The following is a 13500-nucleotide window of genomic DNA, read 5'->3' as shown; positions in this document are numbered from 1 at the left end:
AAGCCGTTGCAGATGCCCAGCACGGGGGTGCCGGCGCGCGCCGCATCGATCACCGAGGCCATGACCGGCGCGAGACTGGCAATGGCCCCGGCGCGCATGTAGTCGCCGTAGGAGAAGCCGCCCGGGACGACGATCGCATCGACGCCCTTGAGGTCGGCGTCGGCGTGCCACAGGGACACGGCCTCAGCGCCGGCCAAGCGCACCGCACGCGCCGCGTCGACGTCGTCGAGGGTGCCGGGGAAGGTGATGACGCCGATTCGCGCGGCCACCGTTACGCCTCCACCGTGACGCGGGTGACGGTGTAGTCCTCGATGACCGTGTTCGCCAGGACGTCGGCGGCGATCTTCTCGAGAGTCACGTCGTCGACGCCGTCGCCGACCTCCAACTCGAAGCGCTTGCCCTGCCGGACGTCGGCGATGCCGTCGAATCCGAGGCGCGCAAGGGCGCCGACGATGGCCTGCCCCTGCGGATCGAGGATTTCCGTCTTGGGCATCACGTCAACCACCACACGTGCCATTGCTCTACCGCTCCGTTCGCCGGGTCAACCGCTGTACCCGGTGAGTCTATCGAGTGCGGACCGTTACTACAGCGCGGCCTCAATGGCCTCGACGACCTCGGGTGCATCGGGCTCGGTACGCGGGCGGAAGCGGGCGACCACCTCGCCGTCGGAGCCGACGAGGAACTTCTCGAAGTTCCACTGCACGTCGCCGGCCTCGCCCGCGGCGTCGGCGGTCTCGGTGAGCGCGGCATACAGCGGGTGGCGGTCATCGCCGTTGACGTCGGCCTTCTCCAGCAGCGGGAAGGTGACCCCGTAGGTCGTCGAGCAGAACGTTGCGATCTCCTCGGCGGTACCGGGCTCCTGCCCCATGAACTGGTTGCACGGCATCCCGACGACGGTCAGCCCGCGCGACCCGTAGCCCTTCGCCAGCTCTTCGAGCTTCGTGTACTGCGGCGTGAGCCCGCACTTGCTGGCGACGTTGACGACGAGCAGCGGGCCGTCGAAGGAGGCGAGGTCCAGCGGCGAGCCGTCGAGGGCGGTGACGGGGATGCTCTTGATATTGGCCATGTACCTCAGCCTACCCATGACCGGCGTCACAACTATTCGCGTTGGAACAATAGTTGCGTTCACGCTATTGTTCTAGGGTGCAATCAACCGATCGAACCGGCACGGACAGCGCCGACCGCGTCTTCGCGAGCCTATCCACGTTGTTCGAGCGGCTCTCGTGTGCGGCCAAGTCCTCGACGATGGACGTCGTGACGCAGGCAGACCTGACCTTCTCGCAGTTCCGTGCGGTGACGGAGCTGGGCGCACGGGGGGCCGCAATGTCGGTGAACGAGCTCGCCGACGCCGTGCACCTGTCCGTCGCCGCCACCGGCCGGGTCGTCGACCGACTCGTCAGTCTCGGGCTGGCCGACCGCCGCGAGGACCGAGCCGACCGCCGTGTGATGCGGGTGTCGCTGACCGAGGCGGGCCACCGGTTCGCCGCTGCGGCCGCCGACGCCCGGGCCGACACCCTGCGCGATTTCGCCCGCCGACTGCCCGCCGACCTCGCCGACAATCTGGATGCCGCCCTGCGACCCATCGTCGACGCCGACACCGACTACTTCACGACCTGATCCACCGAATCAATCCCCCGAACCCGCGCCTCCCGGACTAGAAGGGCCCACCACAATGACCACCCCCGAAGCCGCCAAGGCGCCGGACACCAAACTCGACAAGCACGTGCTGCTCGTCGCCGGTGTCGTCGTCCTCGGTTCGATCATGTCGATCCTCGACGTCACCGTCGTGGCCGTCGCCCAGGACACCTTCCAGACCGTCTTCCACACCAACCAGGCCGGTGCCGCGTGGTCGATGACCGCCTACACCCTCGCCCTGGCGACCGTCATCCCGCTGGCGTCGTGGGCAGCCAACCGCTTCGGCACCAAGAAGGTCTATTTGACTTCACTGGTGCTGTTCCTCGCCGGTTCAGCGCTGTGTGCCATGGCCTGGAACATGGAATCGATGGTCGCGTTCCGCGTGATCCAGGGACTCGGCGGCGGCCTGCTGATGCCCGTCGGCATGATGATCCTGACCAAGGCAGCGGGGCCCGAGCGGGTCGGCTCGGTCATGGCCGTGCTCGGCATCCCGATGCTCCTCGGCCCGATCGGCGGCCCGATCCTGGGTGGCCTGCTCATCGAGAAGGTCTCCTGGCACTGGGTGTTCCTGATCAACATCCCGATCGGCATCGTCGCCCTGGTCTACGCATGGTTGGCCCTCAAGAACGACGAGACCGGAGAGCGCCCCACCATCGACTGGCTCGGCCTGGTCATGCTGTCCCCCGGCCTGGCCCTCTTCCTGTGGGGCGTCGCCGGCGCCGGTGAGAAGCAGACCTTCGCCACCCCGCGCGTGCTCGTCCCCGCGCTGATCGGCCTCGCGCTGATCATCGGCTTCATCTATCACGCCCTCACCACCAAGAAGCGGCCGCTGCTGGACCTGAAGCTGTTCCGCAACCGGACGCTGGCGATCGCCGTGACCACGAGCGTCATCTTCGCCATGGCCTTCTTCGGCGCCGGGCTGCTCTACCCGCAGTACTTCATCGGCGTGCGCGGCGAGACCACACTGGCCGCCGGCCTGCTGCTCGCCCCACAGGGCATCGGCGCGATGCTGACCATGCCGATCGGAGGAAAACTCACCGACAAGATCGGACCGGGCAAGATCGTCCTGCCCGGCTTGACCCTGATCCTGGCCGGCATGATCGCCTTCACCCAGTTCGATGCCGACACGTCCATCGTGATCGTCTGCAGTGCGCTGTTCGTCCAGGGCCTCGGAATGGGTTTGACGATGATGCCGATCATGTCCGCCGCATTGGCGACCCTGAGCAACAAGCAGGTTCCCGACGGCACGACGCTGATGAACGTGATCCAGCAGGCCTCCACCTCGATCGGCACCGCGAGCATCTCGGTCGTCCTGTTCACCGCGCTCGCCAACAAGCCCGACGCGATGAAGGCGATCCTCTACAACCGGCTCAAGCCGGCGGCGCCCGAACCTCCGCACGAGTGGTTCCAGCAGGCCGCTGCCGCGTTCACCACTCCGTTCACGGTTGCGGCAATCCTCGTGGCCCTGACCCTCATCCCGGCCTTCTTCCTGCCCCGCAAGAAGATCACCTCCCCACTGGTCGAAGAGGAAATGGATCAGACACCGCACATCGCCCTGCACTGACCCGCTTAGAATCAGGCCGTACCGAAACAGTTGGAGAATCGATGACGACGGCAGCTCAAGAGCCCGCACTCATGCCGCGGGTCGGCCACTACTACAAGGCGGACCACACCTATCAGGTCGGCCGGGAGAAGATCCGTGAGTACGCCCGGGCGGTCCAGGACTACCACCCGGCGCACTGGGATCCCGAGGCCGTTGAGGCACTGGGCTACAAGAGTCTGATCGCACCGATGACGTTCACCGCGATCGGCGCGATGGCCGCCAACCGCCAGTTGCTCGAAGAGGTCGTCGTCGGCTACGACACCTTTGTGCAGACCGAGCAGGTCTTCGAGCAGCACCGCCCGATCACCGTCGGCGACGAGCTCAACACCGACGTCGAGCTGTCCTCGGTCCGGCGTATCGCCGGCAAGGACATGATCACGATCACCAACACCTTCCTCGACGTTGCGACCGGCGAGACCGTGCACACCATGCACACCACCGTCGTCGGCGTCACGGCCGATGAGGTCGATCCCGGGATCACCGAGGCCGTCGCCAAGGTGATGATGCACGACGTCGACGTCATGTCGGTGCAGGAAGCCGCGGCCGAGTACGTGAAAACCGTGCGCACCGAGGGGGAGCGCACGATCTCCGATTTCGGAGCCACCCGAACCCCGGCCAGCCGCAACTTCGACGACCTCTCCGTCGGCGACCAGCTGCCCGTGCACCACACACACCTGTCGCGCGGTGACCTCGTCAACTACGCCGGCGTGGCTGGCGACGCCAACCCGATCCACTGGGACGAGTCCATCGCCAAGCTGGCTGGACTGCCCGACGTGATCGCCCACGGCATGCTCACGATGGGTCTGGGCATCGGGTTCATCTCGGAGTGGACCGGCGATCCGGGCGCAGTCCTCAAGTACTCGGTGCGCCTCTCGGCACCAGCCATCGTCCCGGCTGACGGCCGCGGCGATATCGAGTTCTCCGGACGCATCAAGTCGCTCGATCCGGAGACCCGCAGCGGCGTCGTGATCCTCACCGCCAAGTCGGATGGCAAGAAGATCTTCGGGATGGCCACGCTGCACATCCGCTTCAGCTGACCGTCTTCGCCGCGGCGCCCAGCTCGGCTTGCACGAGGGCCGCGACAGCCGCGCCTGCCGCAGTCATCGGCTCGGTCGAGCGCAGGCTGCGGCACAGCACGAAGGCGCCCTCCATGCTCGTCAGAAACGCTAGCGCGAGGCGCCGACATGCGGTCTCACCAAGCCCGGTCTGGGAGAACCACACGGCCAGCTCGGAGATCCACGTCGTGAACACGGTCGCGGGGCGGCGGGCAATTCATCATCAGCGAGGGCCGGGCCACGCGCGTGGGACGCCTCGTCCTGGCGTCGTGCGAGGCCTTCGACAACTTCCCGCCGAAACCCGCGCGCCCGGGCGTAACACTGTGCCGCCTGCCCGGCGGGACCCGGGCTTTCATGTGGCTGATGAGCACGCAACTGTTCCGGCACGGTGATCGCGGCTACGGTTCGCTGACCAAGCGCCGGATCCCCGACGAGGTCCTCGACGACTGGTTCGGACCCGCGACCCGCAGCGCGGCGATCCGCTATGACCTGCGCAAGTTCACGGCGGGCACTCCGTCGCGCAAGACCCTGCTGGACTGGGCGTCGCGGTTGTCGTCGTTCTCGGGCCCGGTCCTGGTCATCTGGGGTGCCGATGACGCGATGATGCCGGTGGAGCATGCCCACCTCCTCGTCGAGGAGTTCCCTGACGCGCGCCTCGTCCTCGTCGAGGACTCGCGCACGCTCATCAGTGAGGATCAGCCCGAGCGGTTCGCCGCGGAGCTGAGCCGGTTCGTCACCGCGAGGTGAGCCTCCCTGCTCAACCGACTTCGACGAGGAGCACGCCGACGGCGATGACCGCAATCCCGAGCATCATCCGCCGAGTCAGCGGGTCCGCCCAGATCACCCGGGTGAGCAGCGCGACCAGGCACACGCCGATGGCCGTCCAGATGCCGTAGGCGATGCCCACGGGCATGCCCGCCGAGAGCGAGAAGCCCAAGCAGGTGAACGATGCAATGTAGGCGAGCAGCATCGGGGCGATCCACACGCGTTTGCGATAGCCGTCGGAGGCGCGCAGGCACATCGTCGCGCTGGTCTCCAGCGCTATGGCGGCAAACAACCAGACCCAACTCACGACGCCACCCCGCTCGCGTCGTCGATACTCGCCGGGGCGTCGGCCGGAGGGGGTGGCGTGCCGGTCTGGACGAGGACGACGCCGACGATCACCACGCCGATGCCCACCCATGTGAGCGTGCTCAGCGTCTCACCGAAGAGCACCATGCCGAGAATCGCGGTGAGCGCGACGCCGGTGGCGCCCCAGATCCCGTAGGTAGTGGCGACCGGGACCCCGGCGCGCAGCGTCACCCCGATGAAGACGAAGGCGCCGGCATACCCGGCGATCACCAGGACGATCCATGCCTTGTGGTCGACTGCGGCGCGCAGCGCCATCGTCGCGGCCACCTCGGAACCGATCGCGGCGAACAGCCAGAGCCACTTGGCCACCGGTCAGGTCCAGCGTTGCGCCGCGCGCAGATGGTCGCGGAACGGCTCGAAGTCGGCAAGGACCTCGGCGGCGGTGCGTGCACGGTCGACCAGCCCGGCCGATTCGCCGGCGTAGACCGGCGCCAGCGATAGGTCGGCGTCGACCCGCGCCTGTTTAATCTGCGCGGTCAGGTCATCGTCCAGAGACTCCGACAGCACGTCGGGATGTGCGGCCCACCGGTCGGTGAACGCGTTGGCCAGGGCCCGCCCGCCGTAGATCTCCGGCCAGTCGAAGCGTTGGGCGATGTCGAAGACGCGCGTGTACACCGTCTGATCGGTGTCCGCGGCGATGACCGCGTCCTTGAGCTCGGGGCGGAACAGGCTTTCGGCGCAGGCGGCGAACGGTGTACCGACCCACGCCGCGCTCGCGCCGGCGGCCAGTACCGCGGCGAGTCCGCGGGCGGTCGCGACACCGCCACCGGCCAAGACCGGCCGGTCGGTGAGGTCGAGCACCTGCTGGAGCAGCGGCAGCGTCGACACGACCCCACGGCCATGGCCACCGCCCTCAGACCCGCGCACGACGAGACCGTCGACGCCGGCGTCGAGCGCGTCGACGGCTTCGGTGCGCGTCCCCACCTGGGCGACGACGACGGCCCCCGCGTCGTGCGCCGCGTCGAGATAAGGTCGTGGATCACCGAAGCTCAAGCTCACGACGGTGGGCCCTGATTCCAGCGCCACGTCGAGGAGCGCCGGGTTCTGCGGCAGCGACCAGCACATCAAGCCGATGCCGAAGCGCTGCCCCGACTCGGCGGCAGTGCCGCACTCGGCGCGCACCTGGTCGACGGTCGCGACGTTGCCGACGCCGACCATCCCCAACCCGCCACCGGCGGAGACCGCGGCGGCCAGGCGACCGCCCGCGGCGCCGGCCATCGGTGCGACGACGACCGGCACGCGCAGGTCGGCCAGGATCGCGGCGAGATCAGGCATCGTCGCCCTCCCCTGCCACGGCACCGGTGTGTTCGAGGATCCAGGCGATCTCGAAGGCCGCCTCCTCCCAGGCCTTGTACCGTCCGCTCACCCCGCCGTGGCCGGCCTCCATCTCCGTCTTCAACAGGATCGGCGCGTCGCCGGTCGTCAGCTCCTGCAGACGCGCCGCCCACTTGGCCGCCTCGGTGTGCAGCACGCGGGTGTCGTTGAGCGAGTTGAGGGCCAGGATGGCCGGGTAGTCCGCGGCACGGACGTTCTCATACGGCGAGTACGACTTCATGTACTCGTACACCGCAGGGTCGTCGAGGGGGTTGCCCCACTCCTCCCATTCGATGATGGTCAGCGGCAGACCCGGGTCGAGGATCGAGTTGAGCGCGTCGACGAACGGTACGGCGGCGACGATACCGTTGAACAGTTCCGGCGCCTCGTTGACAACCGCGCCCATCAGTAGACCGCCGGCCGACCCGCCTTCGGCGACCAACTGCCGCGGCGTTGTGACGCCGGTGTCGATGAGGTGGCGTGCGACGGCGACGAAGTCGGTGAAAGTGTTGCGCTTGGTCAGCGTCTTGCCGTTCTCGTACCAGTGGCGGCCCATCTCACCGCCGCCGCGGACGTGGGCGACGGCGAACACGACGCCGCGGTCGAGTAACGACAGCCGCGGGACGGAGAACGACGGGTCGATGCTGTGCTCGTAGGAGCCGTAGCCGTAGAGCAGCGTCGGCGACGGTCCATCGCCCTCGCGCTTGCGCCGCACAATGGACACCGGGACGCGGGTCCCGTCGTCAACGGTGACCCATTCGCGCGACTGCTCGTAGTCGTCGGGGTTGTAGCCCCCTAGGACGATCTGCCGCTTGAGCAGGGTGCGGTCTCCGGTGGCGACGTCGAGTTCCAGCAATTCGGTGGGCTCGATGAAGCTGGTGTATCCCAGGCGCAGGCGCGGCGTCTTCCACTCCGAGTTGCCCGCGGCACCCGCCGAGCACAGCGGCTGGTCGAAGCGGACCTCGACGAAATCGTCGGCGGTCGGGATGCCGTCGATGCGGCGCAGATCGGCGATTGCCACCCGCGGCAGCGCCTCCGACCGATAGCTCAAGACGAGGTAGTCCTCGAAGGCCTCGATGTCCTCGATGCGCCGAGCCGGGTCGTGCGCGATGAACGTCGACCGGTCCGACGGGTCGGACACCGGGGCGATGTCGACGGTGTAGTTCTCCTGCATCTGTCCGTCGGGGCCGGGCCCGTTGTGGGTGAACAGGAAGTACCCGCGGCCGCCGATGATCGCGTGGTCGACCTCGTACTCGACACCGGGGACCCGCGGTGCGAGGCTGACCGGTTCGGCCGTCGGGTCCGACGTGGGGATGGCGTACACCTGCGAGGTCGTCTTGGATCCGGCGCCGATGAACAGGTACTCGCGACTCCGGGAGCCACCCATACCCACCCAGAACCCCTCGTCGGGCTCGTGGAACACCTGAACGGGGTCACCCGGCTCGGCCAGATTGCGGCGCCACACGGTGTCGGGACGCCACGCGTCGTCGACGGTTTGGTAGTAGACGTAGCGGGCATCACGCGACCAGATCACCCCGCCCGTGGTGTCGCTGATCGTCTCGGGCCGTTCCTCGCCGGTGTCGAGGTTGCGGAACCGCACGGTGTAGCGCTCGTTGCCGACAACGTCGGTACTGAACGCCAGCCACCTTCCGTCCTCGCTGATCGACAGTCCACCGAGGCTGAAGAAGGAATGCCCCTGTGCCTCGACGTTGCCGTCCAGCACGACCTGCTCGCCCGGCAGCGGCGCGTCCGGGGTGACCTGCGGCGGATCCCAATCATCGGCGGAGCGGATCGGGCAGCGCACCGAGATGCCGTACTGCAGCCCCTCCTTGGTGCGCGAGTAGTACCAGTAGCCGCCGGTGCGCGTGGGCACCGACATGTCGGTCTCCTGGGTCCGCGCCTTGATCTCGCCGTACACGGCATCGCGCAGCGGCTTCAGGTGCGCGGTCTGCGCCTTGACGAAGTCGTTCTGTCCCTCGAGGTATGCGATCACCTCTGGGTCCTTCTTGTCCGCCATCCACGTGTAGTCGTCGACGACCGTGTCACCGTGGTGGACGCGCTGCACCGGGATCTTCTTGGCCACCGGCGGGCGGATCTGGTCGGGGGTCATCTAGTCGGCGCCTTCCGCGTCGGGCCAATCGGCAAAACTCAGCTGGGACAGGCGTTCGTAGGCCTCGATGTAGCGGGTCCGGGTCCGGGCAGCGACCTCATCAGGCAAAGGAGGTGGCGATGTATTCGATTTGCGGTCCCAGCCCGACTCCGGCCCGGTCAGCCAATTGCGCACGATCTGCTTGTCGAACGACGGCTGCACCTGCCCGGGGACATAGGTTGCCGCGTCCCAGTAGCGCGACGAGTCCGGGGTCAACACCTCGTCGGCCAGCACCAGCGACCCATCGGGCGCCTGGCCGAACTCGAACTTGGTGTCGGCGAGGATGATCCCGCGGCTAGCCGCCAAGTCGGCACCCCGACCGTAGACGTCGAGTGTCGCCGCCCGCAGGTCGGCGGCGAGATCGGCGCCCACGAGGCTCACGACCTGCTCATAGGTGATGTTCTCGTCGTGATCGCCCAGCTCGGCCTTCGACGCCGGCGTGAAGATCGGCTCGGGCAGCTTGCTGGCCTCCCCGAGCCCCGCCGGCAACGCGATTCCGCAAACCGCGCCGGTCGCGTTGTAGTCCAACAGCCCCGACCCGGTCAGGTAGCCGCGTGCCACGCACTCCACGGCCACCATCGGCAGGTCGTGGACCACCATCGAGCGCCCGAGCACCGAGCTGGGGATCCTTTCGTCGGTAGGTCCTCCGGCCAGGTGGTTGGGCACCGCGAGGTGCTCGAACCAGAAGAAACTGGTCGCGGTGAGAACACGGCCCTTGTCGGGGATCGGGGTGTCCAGCACGAAGTCGTAGGCGCTGATCCGATCGGAGGTGACCATGAGCAGCGTCTGATCATCGATCCGGTAGATGTCACGGACTTTGCCCGACGCGACGTGCGCGTAGGAATCCAGGTCAGGGCGCATACACCGAGCCTATGGTCTGCCCGGCCCCGGCGGGCGGTCGGGTCGCCGCTACCGAATCGGCCCTACAGAATCGGTGCCGGTGCGTATTGCGCAGCGTCGGGGTAGCGCGCGATCAGCTTCTCCGCCGCGGTGACGACGTCGGCGACCTGCGCCTGCGCCGCACCGGTGAAGGCGGCCTTGTCGGCCAGCGCCGCATCGAGCTGGGCCCGGTCGAGCGGAATCCGATCGTCGGCGGCGAGGCGGTCGAGCAGATCCGGGGCGGCACCCTGCTCGCGCATGGCCAGAGCGACGGCGACCGCGTTCTCCTTGATCGCCTCGTGTGCGGTCTCCCGGCCGACGCCGGCGCGCACCGAGGCCATCAGCACCTTCGTCGTCGCGAGGAAGGGAAGGTAGCGGTCGAGCTCGCTGGCGATCACCGCCGGGTAGGCGCCGAACTCGGCGAGGACGGTCAGGAAGGTCTCCATGAGGCCGTCGATGGCGAAGAACGCGTCCGGCAGCGCGACGCGGCGCACCACCGAGCAGAACACGTCGCCCTCGTTCCACTGCGCACCGGCCAGCTCGGCCACCATCGAGCCGTATCCGCGCAGCACCACGGCCAGGCCGTTGACCCGCTCACAGCTGCGGGTATTCATCTTGTGCGGCATCGCCGACGAGCCCACCTGGCCGGGTTGGAATCCCTCGGTCACGAGTTCGTGGCCGGCCATCAAACGGATCGTCATCGCCAACGACGACGGTGCGGCAGCGAGTTGGACGAGTGCCGACACGACGTCGTGGTCGAGCGAGCGCGGATAGATCTGCCCCACCGACGTCAGCGCCGACGAGAAGCCGAGATGACCTGCGACGAGGTCCTCCAGTTGCGCGAGCTTGGCGGCATCCCCGTCGAGCAGGTCGAGCATGTCCTGGCTGGTCCCCATCGGCCCCTTGATGCCGCGCAGCGGATAGCGGGCGATGAGTTCTTCCAGGCGCGTCAGCGCGATCATCAACTCGTCGGCGGCGCTGGCGAAACGCTTGCCCAGCGTCGTCGCCTGAGCCGCGACGTTGTGGCTGCGCCCGGCCATCACCAGCGTCGAGTATTCGGCCGCGCGTGCCACGATGCGGGCAAGCATCGCAACGCCATGAGCGTGCACATGCTGCAGCGATGCGAAGATCTGCCACTGCTCGACGTTCTCGGTGAGGTCACGGCTGGTCATCCCCTTGTGGATGTGCTCGTGCCCGGCCAGCGCGTTGAACTCCTCGATGCGGGCCTTCACATCGTGGCGGGTCACCTTCTCGCGGGCGGCGATCGAGTCGAGGTCGACGTCGTCGACGACCGTCTCGTAGTCGCAGATCACTCCGTCGGGAATGTCGATGCCGAGTTCTTTCTGCGCCCGCAGCACCGCGATCCACAACCGGCGCTCAGCCGCGATCTTGGCGCGCGGCGACCAGATGTCGGCGAGCTCCGTCGACGCATAGCGCGAGGCGAGGACATTGGCGATTTCGGGTTTGGCCACGTCGGCCAGTTTAGTTGCAGCTGGTGGCGACCGGCTCCAGGGCCGGGGCGAGGATGTCGACGACCTCGACGATGGCGTCGGCGACGCACCCGGCCGGATCCGCGGGAGCCTGGTCGCCGAGGGAGATCCACTCCAGCAACGCGCCGTCCTCGAAGGCCACCAACTTGTGGACCTGCTCGGGACTGTGGTGTCGTTTCGACTTCGCCAGCACCTGCGCCACCACGCTGGACACCTGGTCATGTCGCTGAGTGACTATCTCGGCGAACTCCGGATGACGCACGGCCAGGACGAACAACTCGCACCGAGTCACCAGCCGCGTCATGGGCCAGTCCCCGACGAGGACCCCGGCGATGGCATCAGCAGTCTCGCGCGCGCTGCGCGCGCACTCGGGCAGTGCACGGCAACGCTGCTCCATCGCCGTCGCGTCGACCTCGCAGGTGTACTGGACCGCCGCTCGCAAGAGGTCGGTGAGCGAGTTGAAGTAGTACGTCGTGGAGGCGAGTGGAAGCCCCGCCTCTTGGGCTACCGCCCGGTGCCTGACCGCTTCATGGCCGTATTCGGTCAGGATCGCACCGGCTGCCTCGGCGAGCAACTGGCGGCGTGCCAGCCCTTTGGGCGTCGCGGGAGCCATGCGAGTCATCGTGCCAAAGCGACACCGTGTGCCGTGGCGCTTTGCTCCGGTTGTTACAGCGCGAAGCAGAAGCCGCCCGCGCCGTACCCGCGGTGCACCCGAGCGATCGTGTAGTTGGACCGCTTACCGCCCTGCACTGCGTAAAGCTGCCGGATTCCCTCGCGCTGCGGCACCCAGGTGACCGAGGCCGTCGCTCCGTTGGCGTAGGCGGAACCGATGTAGATCGGCGGGTTGCTCCCGGGCTTCTTGTCCCAGAACGTGACTTTGCCCGAGGCGTTCACCGGAACGCTCATGGAGTAGCTGCAGCCGGTGCCGTACGCGTTCGACGAGAACCCCCACCCGGCGTCGACCCGCCCACTGGGCACCGCATTCGCTGTCGCCGCTCCCGCGGCCGTCATGGCGAGGCAGGCCACGGCAGCTGCCGTGACGGCCGACTTCGTAGGCGTTGATACAAATCCCACGGGATTCCCCTCCTGAATCGTGTGCGCCTCAGGCTAGCCCAGTGCGGCCCCGTACGAGTCCGGTTGTCTCCAGTGCCCGTTGGCGCGCTAGACCTTCGGCGTCGCCCGAGCGATGAGCGCGGCGGTGTCCACGCCGCCACCCAGCGTGCCGTACACCGAGCCCCACGACCCATCGAGACGGCTGTTGACGTAGGCATCGGCGACGGCTGGGTGGCCGTGACGGATCAACAGTGACGCCGACAGCAACGACGCGAGCCGGCCGACGATATCGCGCGCCCGGTACTCGAGGGTCGACATGTCGGCGAACGAGCCCTTCACCGCCGCGAGCGCATCGTCGTAGGCACGGTCCGCACCGGTCGCGGCATCGAGCTCGTCGAAGAGGACCTCGAGGGTCTGTGGCTCGCGGCCGATCGCGCGCAGCGTATCGAGCGCGGCGACGTTGCCCGAGCCCTCCCAGATCGACATCAGCGGCGACTCGCGGAACAGCCGCGGCATCCGCGAGTCCTCCACGTACCCGTTGCCGCCGAGGCATTCCAGCGCCTCTGCGGCGTGCATGGGCGCACGTTTGCAGATGAAGTACTTGCTGATCGCCAGGCTGATGCGGCGCAGTTGTGCCGCCCGCTCGTCGCGCATGGCACGGTCGGTGAGGTCGGCGAGCCACAGCGCGGTCAGAGTCGACGCCTCCGCGTCGACGTGGAGATCGGCGAGCACGTTGCGCATCAGCGGCTGATCGACGAGCTTGGCACCGAAGGCGCTGCGGTAGTTGGCGTGGTGCGCGGCGGCCGTAGTGCCGTTGCGCATGACCGCGGCCGAGGCGGTCGCGCAATCGAGACGGGTCATGTTGACCATCTCGATGATCGTGCGCACGCCACGTCCGGGCTCGCCGACGAGCCAGCCGACGGCCTCGTGGTACTCGACCTCGCTGCTGGCGTTGGAGTGGTTGCCGAGCTTGTTCTTCAGGCGCTGCAGGGCGATGTTGTTGCGCGAGCCGTCAGGCAGGATCCGCGGCACGAAGAAGCACGAAAGCCCCTCGGGCAGTTGCGCCAAAACCAGTAGCAGGTCCGAATTCGGCGCCGAGGTGAACCACTTGTGCCCGGTGATCAGGAAACTGCCGTCTGCCTGGGCCACCGCGGTGGTCGTGTTGGCCCGGACGTCGGAGCCGCCCTGCTT

Annotated in this window: 17 protein-coding genes; 4 read left to right on the top strand and 13 right to left on the bottom strand. The window is 67.8% G+C overall.

Annotated elements, in window-relative coordinates; all coding sequences use genetic code 11:
* From B4L26_RS12650 to B4L26_RS12640, 3 genes are all read right to left on the bottom strand, one after another.
* A partial coding sequence (locus B4L26_RS12650) for a phosphoribosylformylglycinamidine synthase subunit PurQ (protein WP_290719217.1) occupies positions 1-269 on the bottom strand: 269 nt, incomplete at its 3' end.
* A gap of 2 nt (positions 270-271) precedes the next feature.
* Positions 272-517, bottom strand: a complete 246-nt coding sequence (gene purS / locus B4L26_RS12645) for a phosphoribosylformylglycinamidine synthase subunit PurS (RefSeq protein ID WP_290719216.1) — start codon at positions 515-517, stop codon at positions 272-274.
* A 66-nt stretch (positions 518-583) separates the two neighbouring features.
* A complete protein-coding gene (locus tag B4L26_RS12640) occupies positions 584-1066 on the bottom strand; it encodes a glutathione peroxidase (protein WP_290719215.1) in 483 nt (160 codons plus the stop codon).
* A gap of 77 nt (positions 1067-1143) precedes the next feature.
* On the opposite strand from B4L26_RS12640, the gene B4L26_RS12635 reads away from it, so the two are divergent.
* From B4L26_RS12635 to B4L26_RS12625, 3 genes are read left to right on the top strand one after another with little or no spacing between them, the layout of a single operon-like run.
* Positions 1144-1617, top strand: coding sequence for a MarR family winged helix-turn-helix transcriptional regulator (locus tag B4L26_RS12635; protein WP_290719214.1), 474 nt, complete (start codon positions 1144-1146; stop codon positions 1615-1617).
* Between the two features lie 55 nt (positions 1618-1672).
* Positions 1673-3199, top strand: a complete 1527-nt coding sequence (locus tag B4L26_RS12630) for a DHA2 family efflux MFS transporter permease subunit (protein WP_290719213.1) — start codon at positions 1673-1675, stop codon at positions 3197-3199.
* Between the two features lie 41 nt (positions 3200-3240).
* The gene (locus B4L26_RS12625) at positions 3241-4275 is read left to right on the top strand and encodes a fused (3R)-hydroxyacyl-ACP dehydratase subunits HadA/HadB (RefSeq protein ID WP_290719212.1); all 1035 of its coding nucleotides are present in this window, start codon (positions 3241-3243) and stop codon (positions 4273-4275) included.
* Here the strand turns inward: B4L26_RS12625 and B4L26_RS12620 are convergent.
* Positions 4268-4489, bottom strand: a complete 222-nt coding sequence (locus B4L26_RS12620) for a hypothetical protein (protein ID WP_290719211.1) — start codon at positions 4487-4489, stop codon at positions 4268-4270. The two genes, B4L26_RS12625 and B4L26_RS12620, sit on opposite strands and share 8 nt — an antisense overlap.
* A gap of 167 nt (positions 4490-4656) precedes the next feature.
* Between B4L26_RS12620 and B4L26_RS12615 the strand changes: the two genes are divergently transcribed.
* Positions 4657-5040: an alpha/beta fold hydrolase gene (locus tag B4L26_RS12615; RefSeq protein WP_290719210.1), complete on the top strand. Its 384-nt coding sequence runs from the start codon at positions 4657-4659 to the stop codon at positions 5038-5040.
* A 10-nt stretch (positions 5041-5050) separates the two neighbouring features.
* Here B4L26_RS12615 and B4L26_RS12610 read toward each other — a convergent pair whose 3' ends face one another.
* The 9 genes from B4L26_RS12610 to B4L26_RS12570 form a co-directional block, all read right to left on the bottom strand.
* A complete protein-coding gene (locus B4L26_RS12610; protein WP_290719209.1) occupies positions 5051-5365 on the bottom strand; it encodes a DMT family transporter in 315 nt (104 codons plus the stop codon).
* Positions 5362-5733, bottom strand: coding sequence for a DMT family transporter (locus B4L26_RS12605; protein ID WP_290719208.1), 372 nt, complete (start codon positions 5731-5733; stop codon positions 5362-5364). Before B4L26_RS12605 ends, B4L26_RS12610 begins: the two co-directional genes overlap by 4 nt.
* Before the next feature lie 3 nt (positions 5734-5736).
* Positions 5737-6699, bottom strand: a complete 963-nt coding sequence (locus tag B4L26_RS12600; protein ID WP_290719207.1) for an NAD(P)H-dependent flavin oxidoreductase — start codon at positions 6697-6699, stop codon at positions 5737-5739.
* A complete protein-coding gene (locus tag B4L26_RS12595; protein WP_290719206.1) occupies positions 6692-8848 on the bottom strand; it encodes a S9 family peptidase in 2157 nt (718 codons plus the stop codon). Before B4L26_RS12595 ends, B4L26_RS12600 begins: the two co-directional genes overlap by 8 nt.
* Entirely contained in the window at positions 8849-9748 is a 900-nt protein-coding gene (locus B4L26_RS12590) for a phosphoribosylaminoimidazolesuccinocarboxamide synthase (RefSeq protein WP_290719205.1), read from the bottom strand. It lies immediately after the preceding gene.
* 62 nt (positions 9749-9810) lie between these two features.
* Positions 9811-11238, bottom strand: coding sequence for an adenylosuccinate lyase (gene purB / locus B4L26_RS12585; protein WP_290719204.1), 1428 nt, complete (start codon positions 11236-11238; stop codon positions 9811-9813).
* Between the two features lie 10 nt (positions 11239-11248).
* Positions 11249-11869 (bottom strand): TetR/AcrR family transcriptional regulator, encoded by a 621-nt coding sequence (locus tag B4L26_RS12580; protein ID WP_290719203.1) that lies wholly within the window; start codon positions 11867-11869, stop codon positions 11249-11251.
* Positions 11870-11922: 53 nt separating this feature from the next.
* Positions 11923-12267: a hypothetical protein gene (locus tag B4L26_RS12575; protein ID WP_290719202.1), complete on the bottom strand. Its 345-nt coding sequence runs from the start codon at positions 12265-12267 to the stop codon at positions 11923-11925.
* Positions 12268-12417: 150 nt separating this feature from the next.
* Positions 12418-13500: acyl-CoA dehydrogenase family protein (locus B4L26_RS12570; protein ID WP_290719201.1), on the bottom strand; the 1083-nt coding region annotated here is incomplete at its 5' end.

This window comes from Gordonia sp. UBA7599, assembly GCA_002477755.1.
Classification (GTDB): domain Bacteria; phylum Actinomycetota; class Actinomycetes; order Mycobacteriales; family Mycobacteriaceae; genus Gordonia.
Note: the sequence above shows the minus strand (reverse complement) of the source record. Positions and strands in the feature narration are given on the sequence as shown.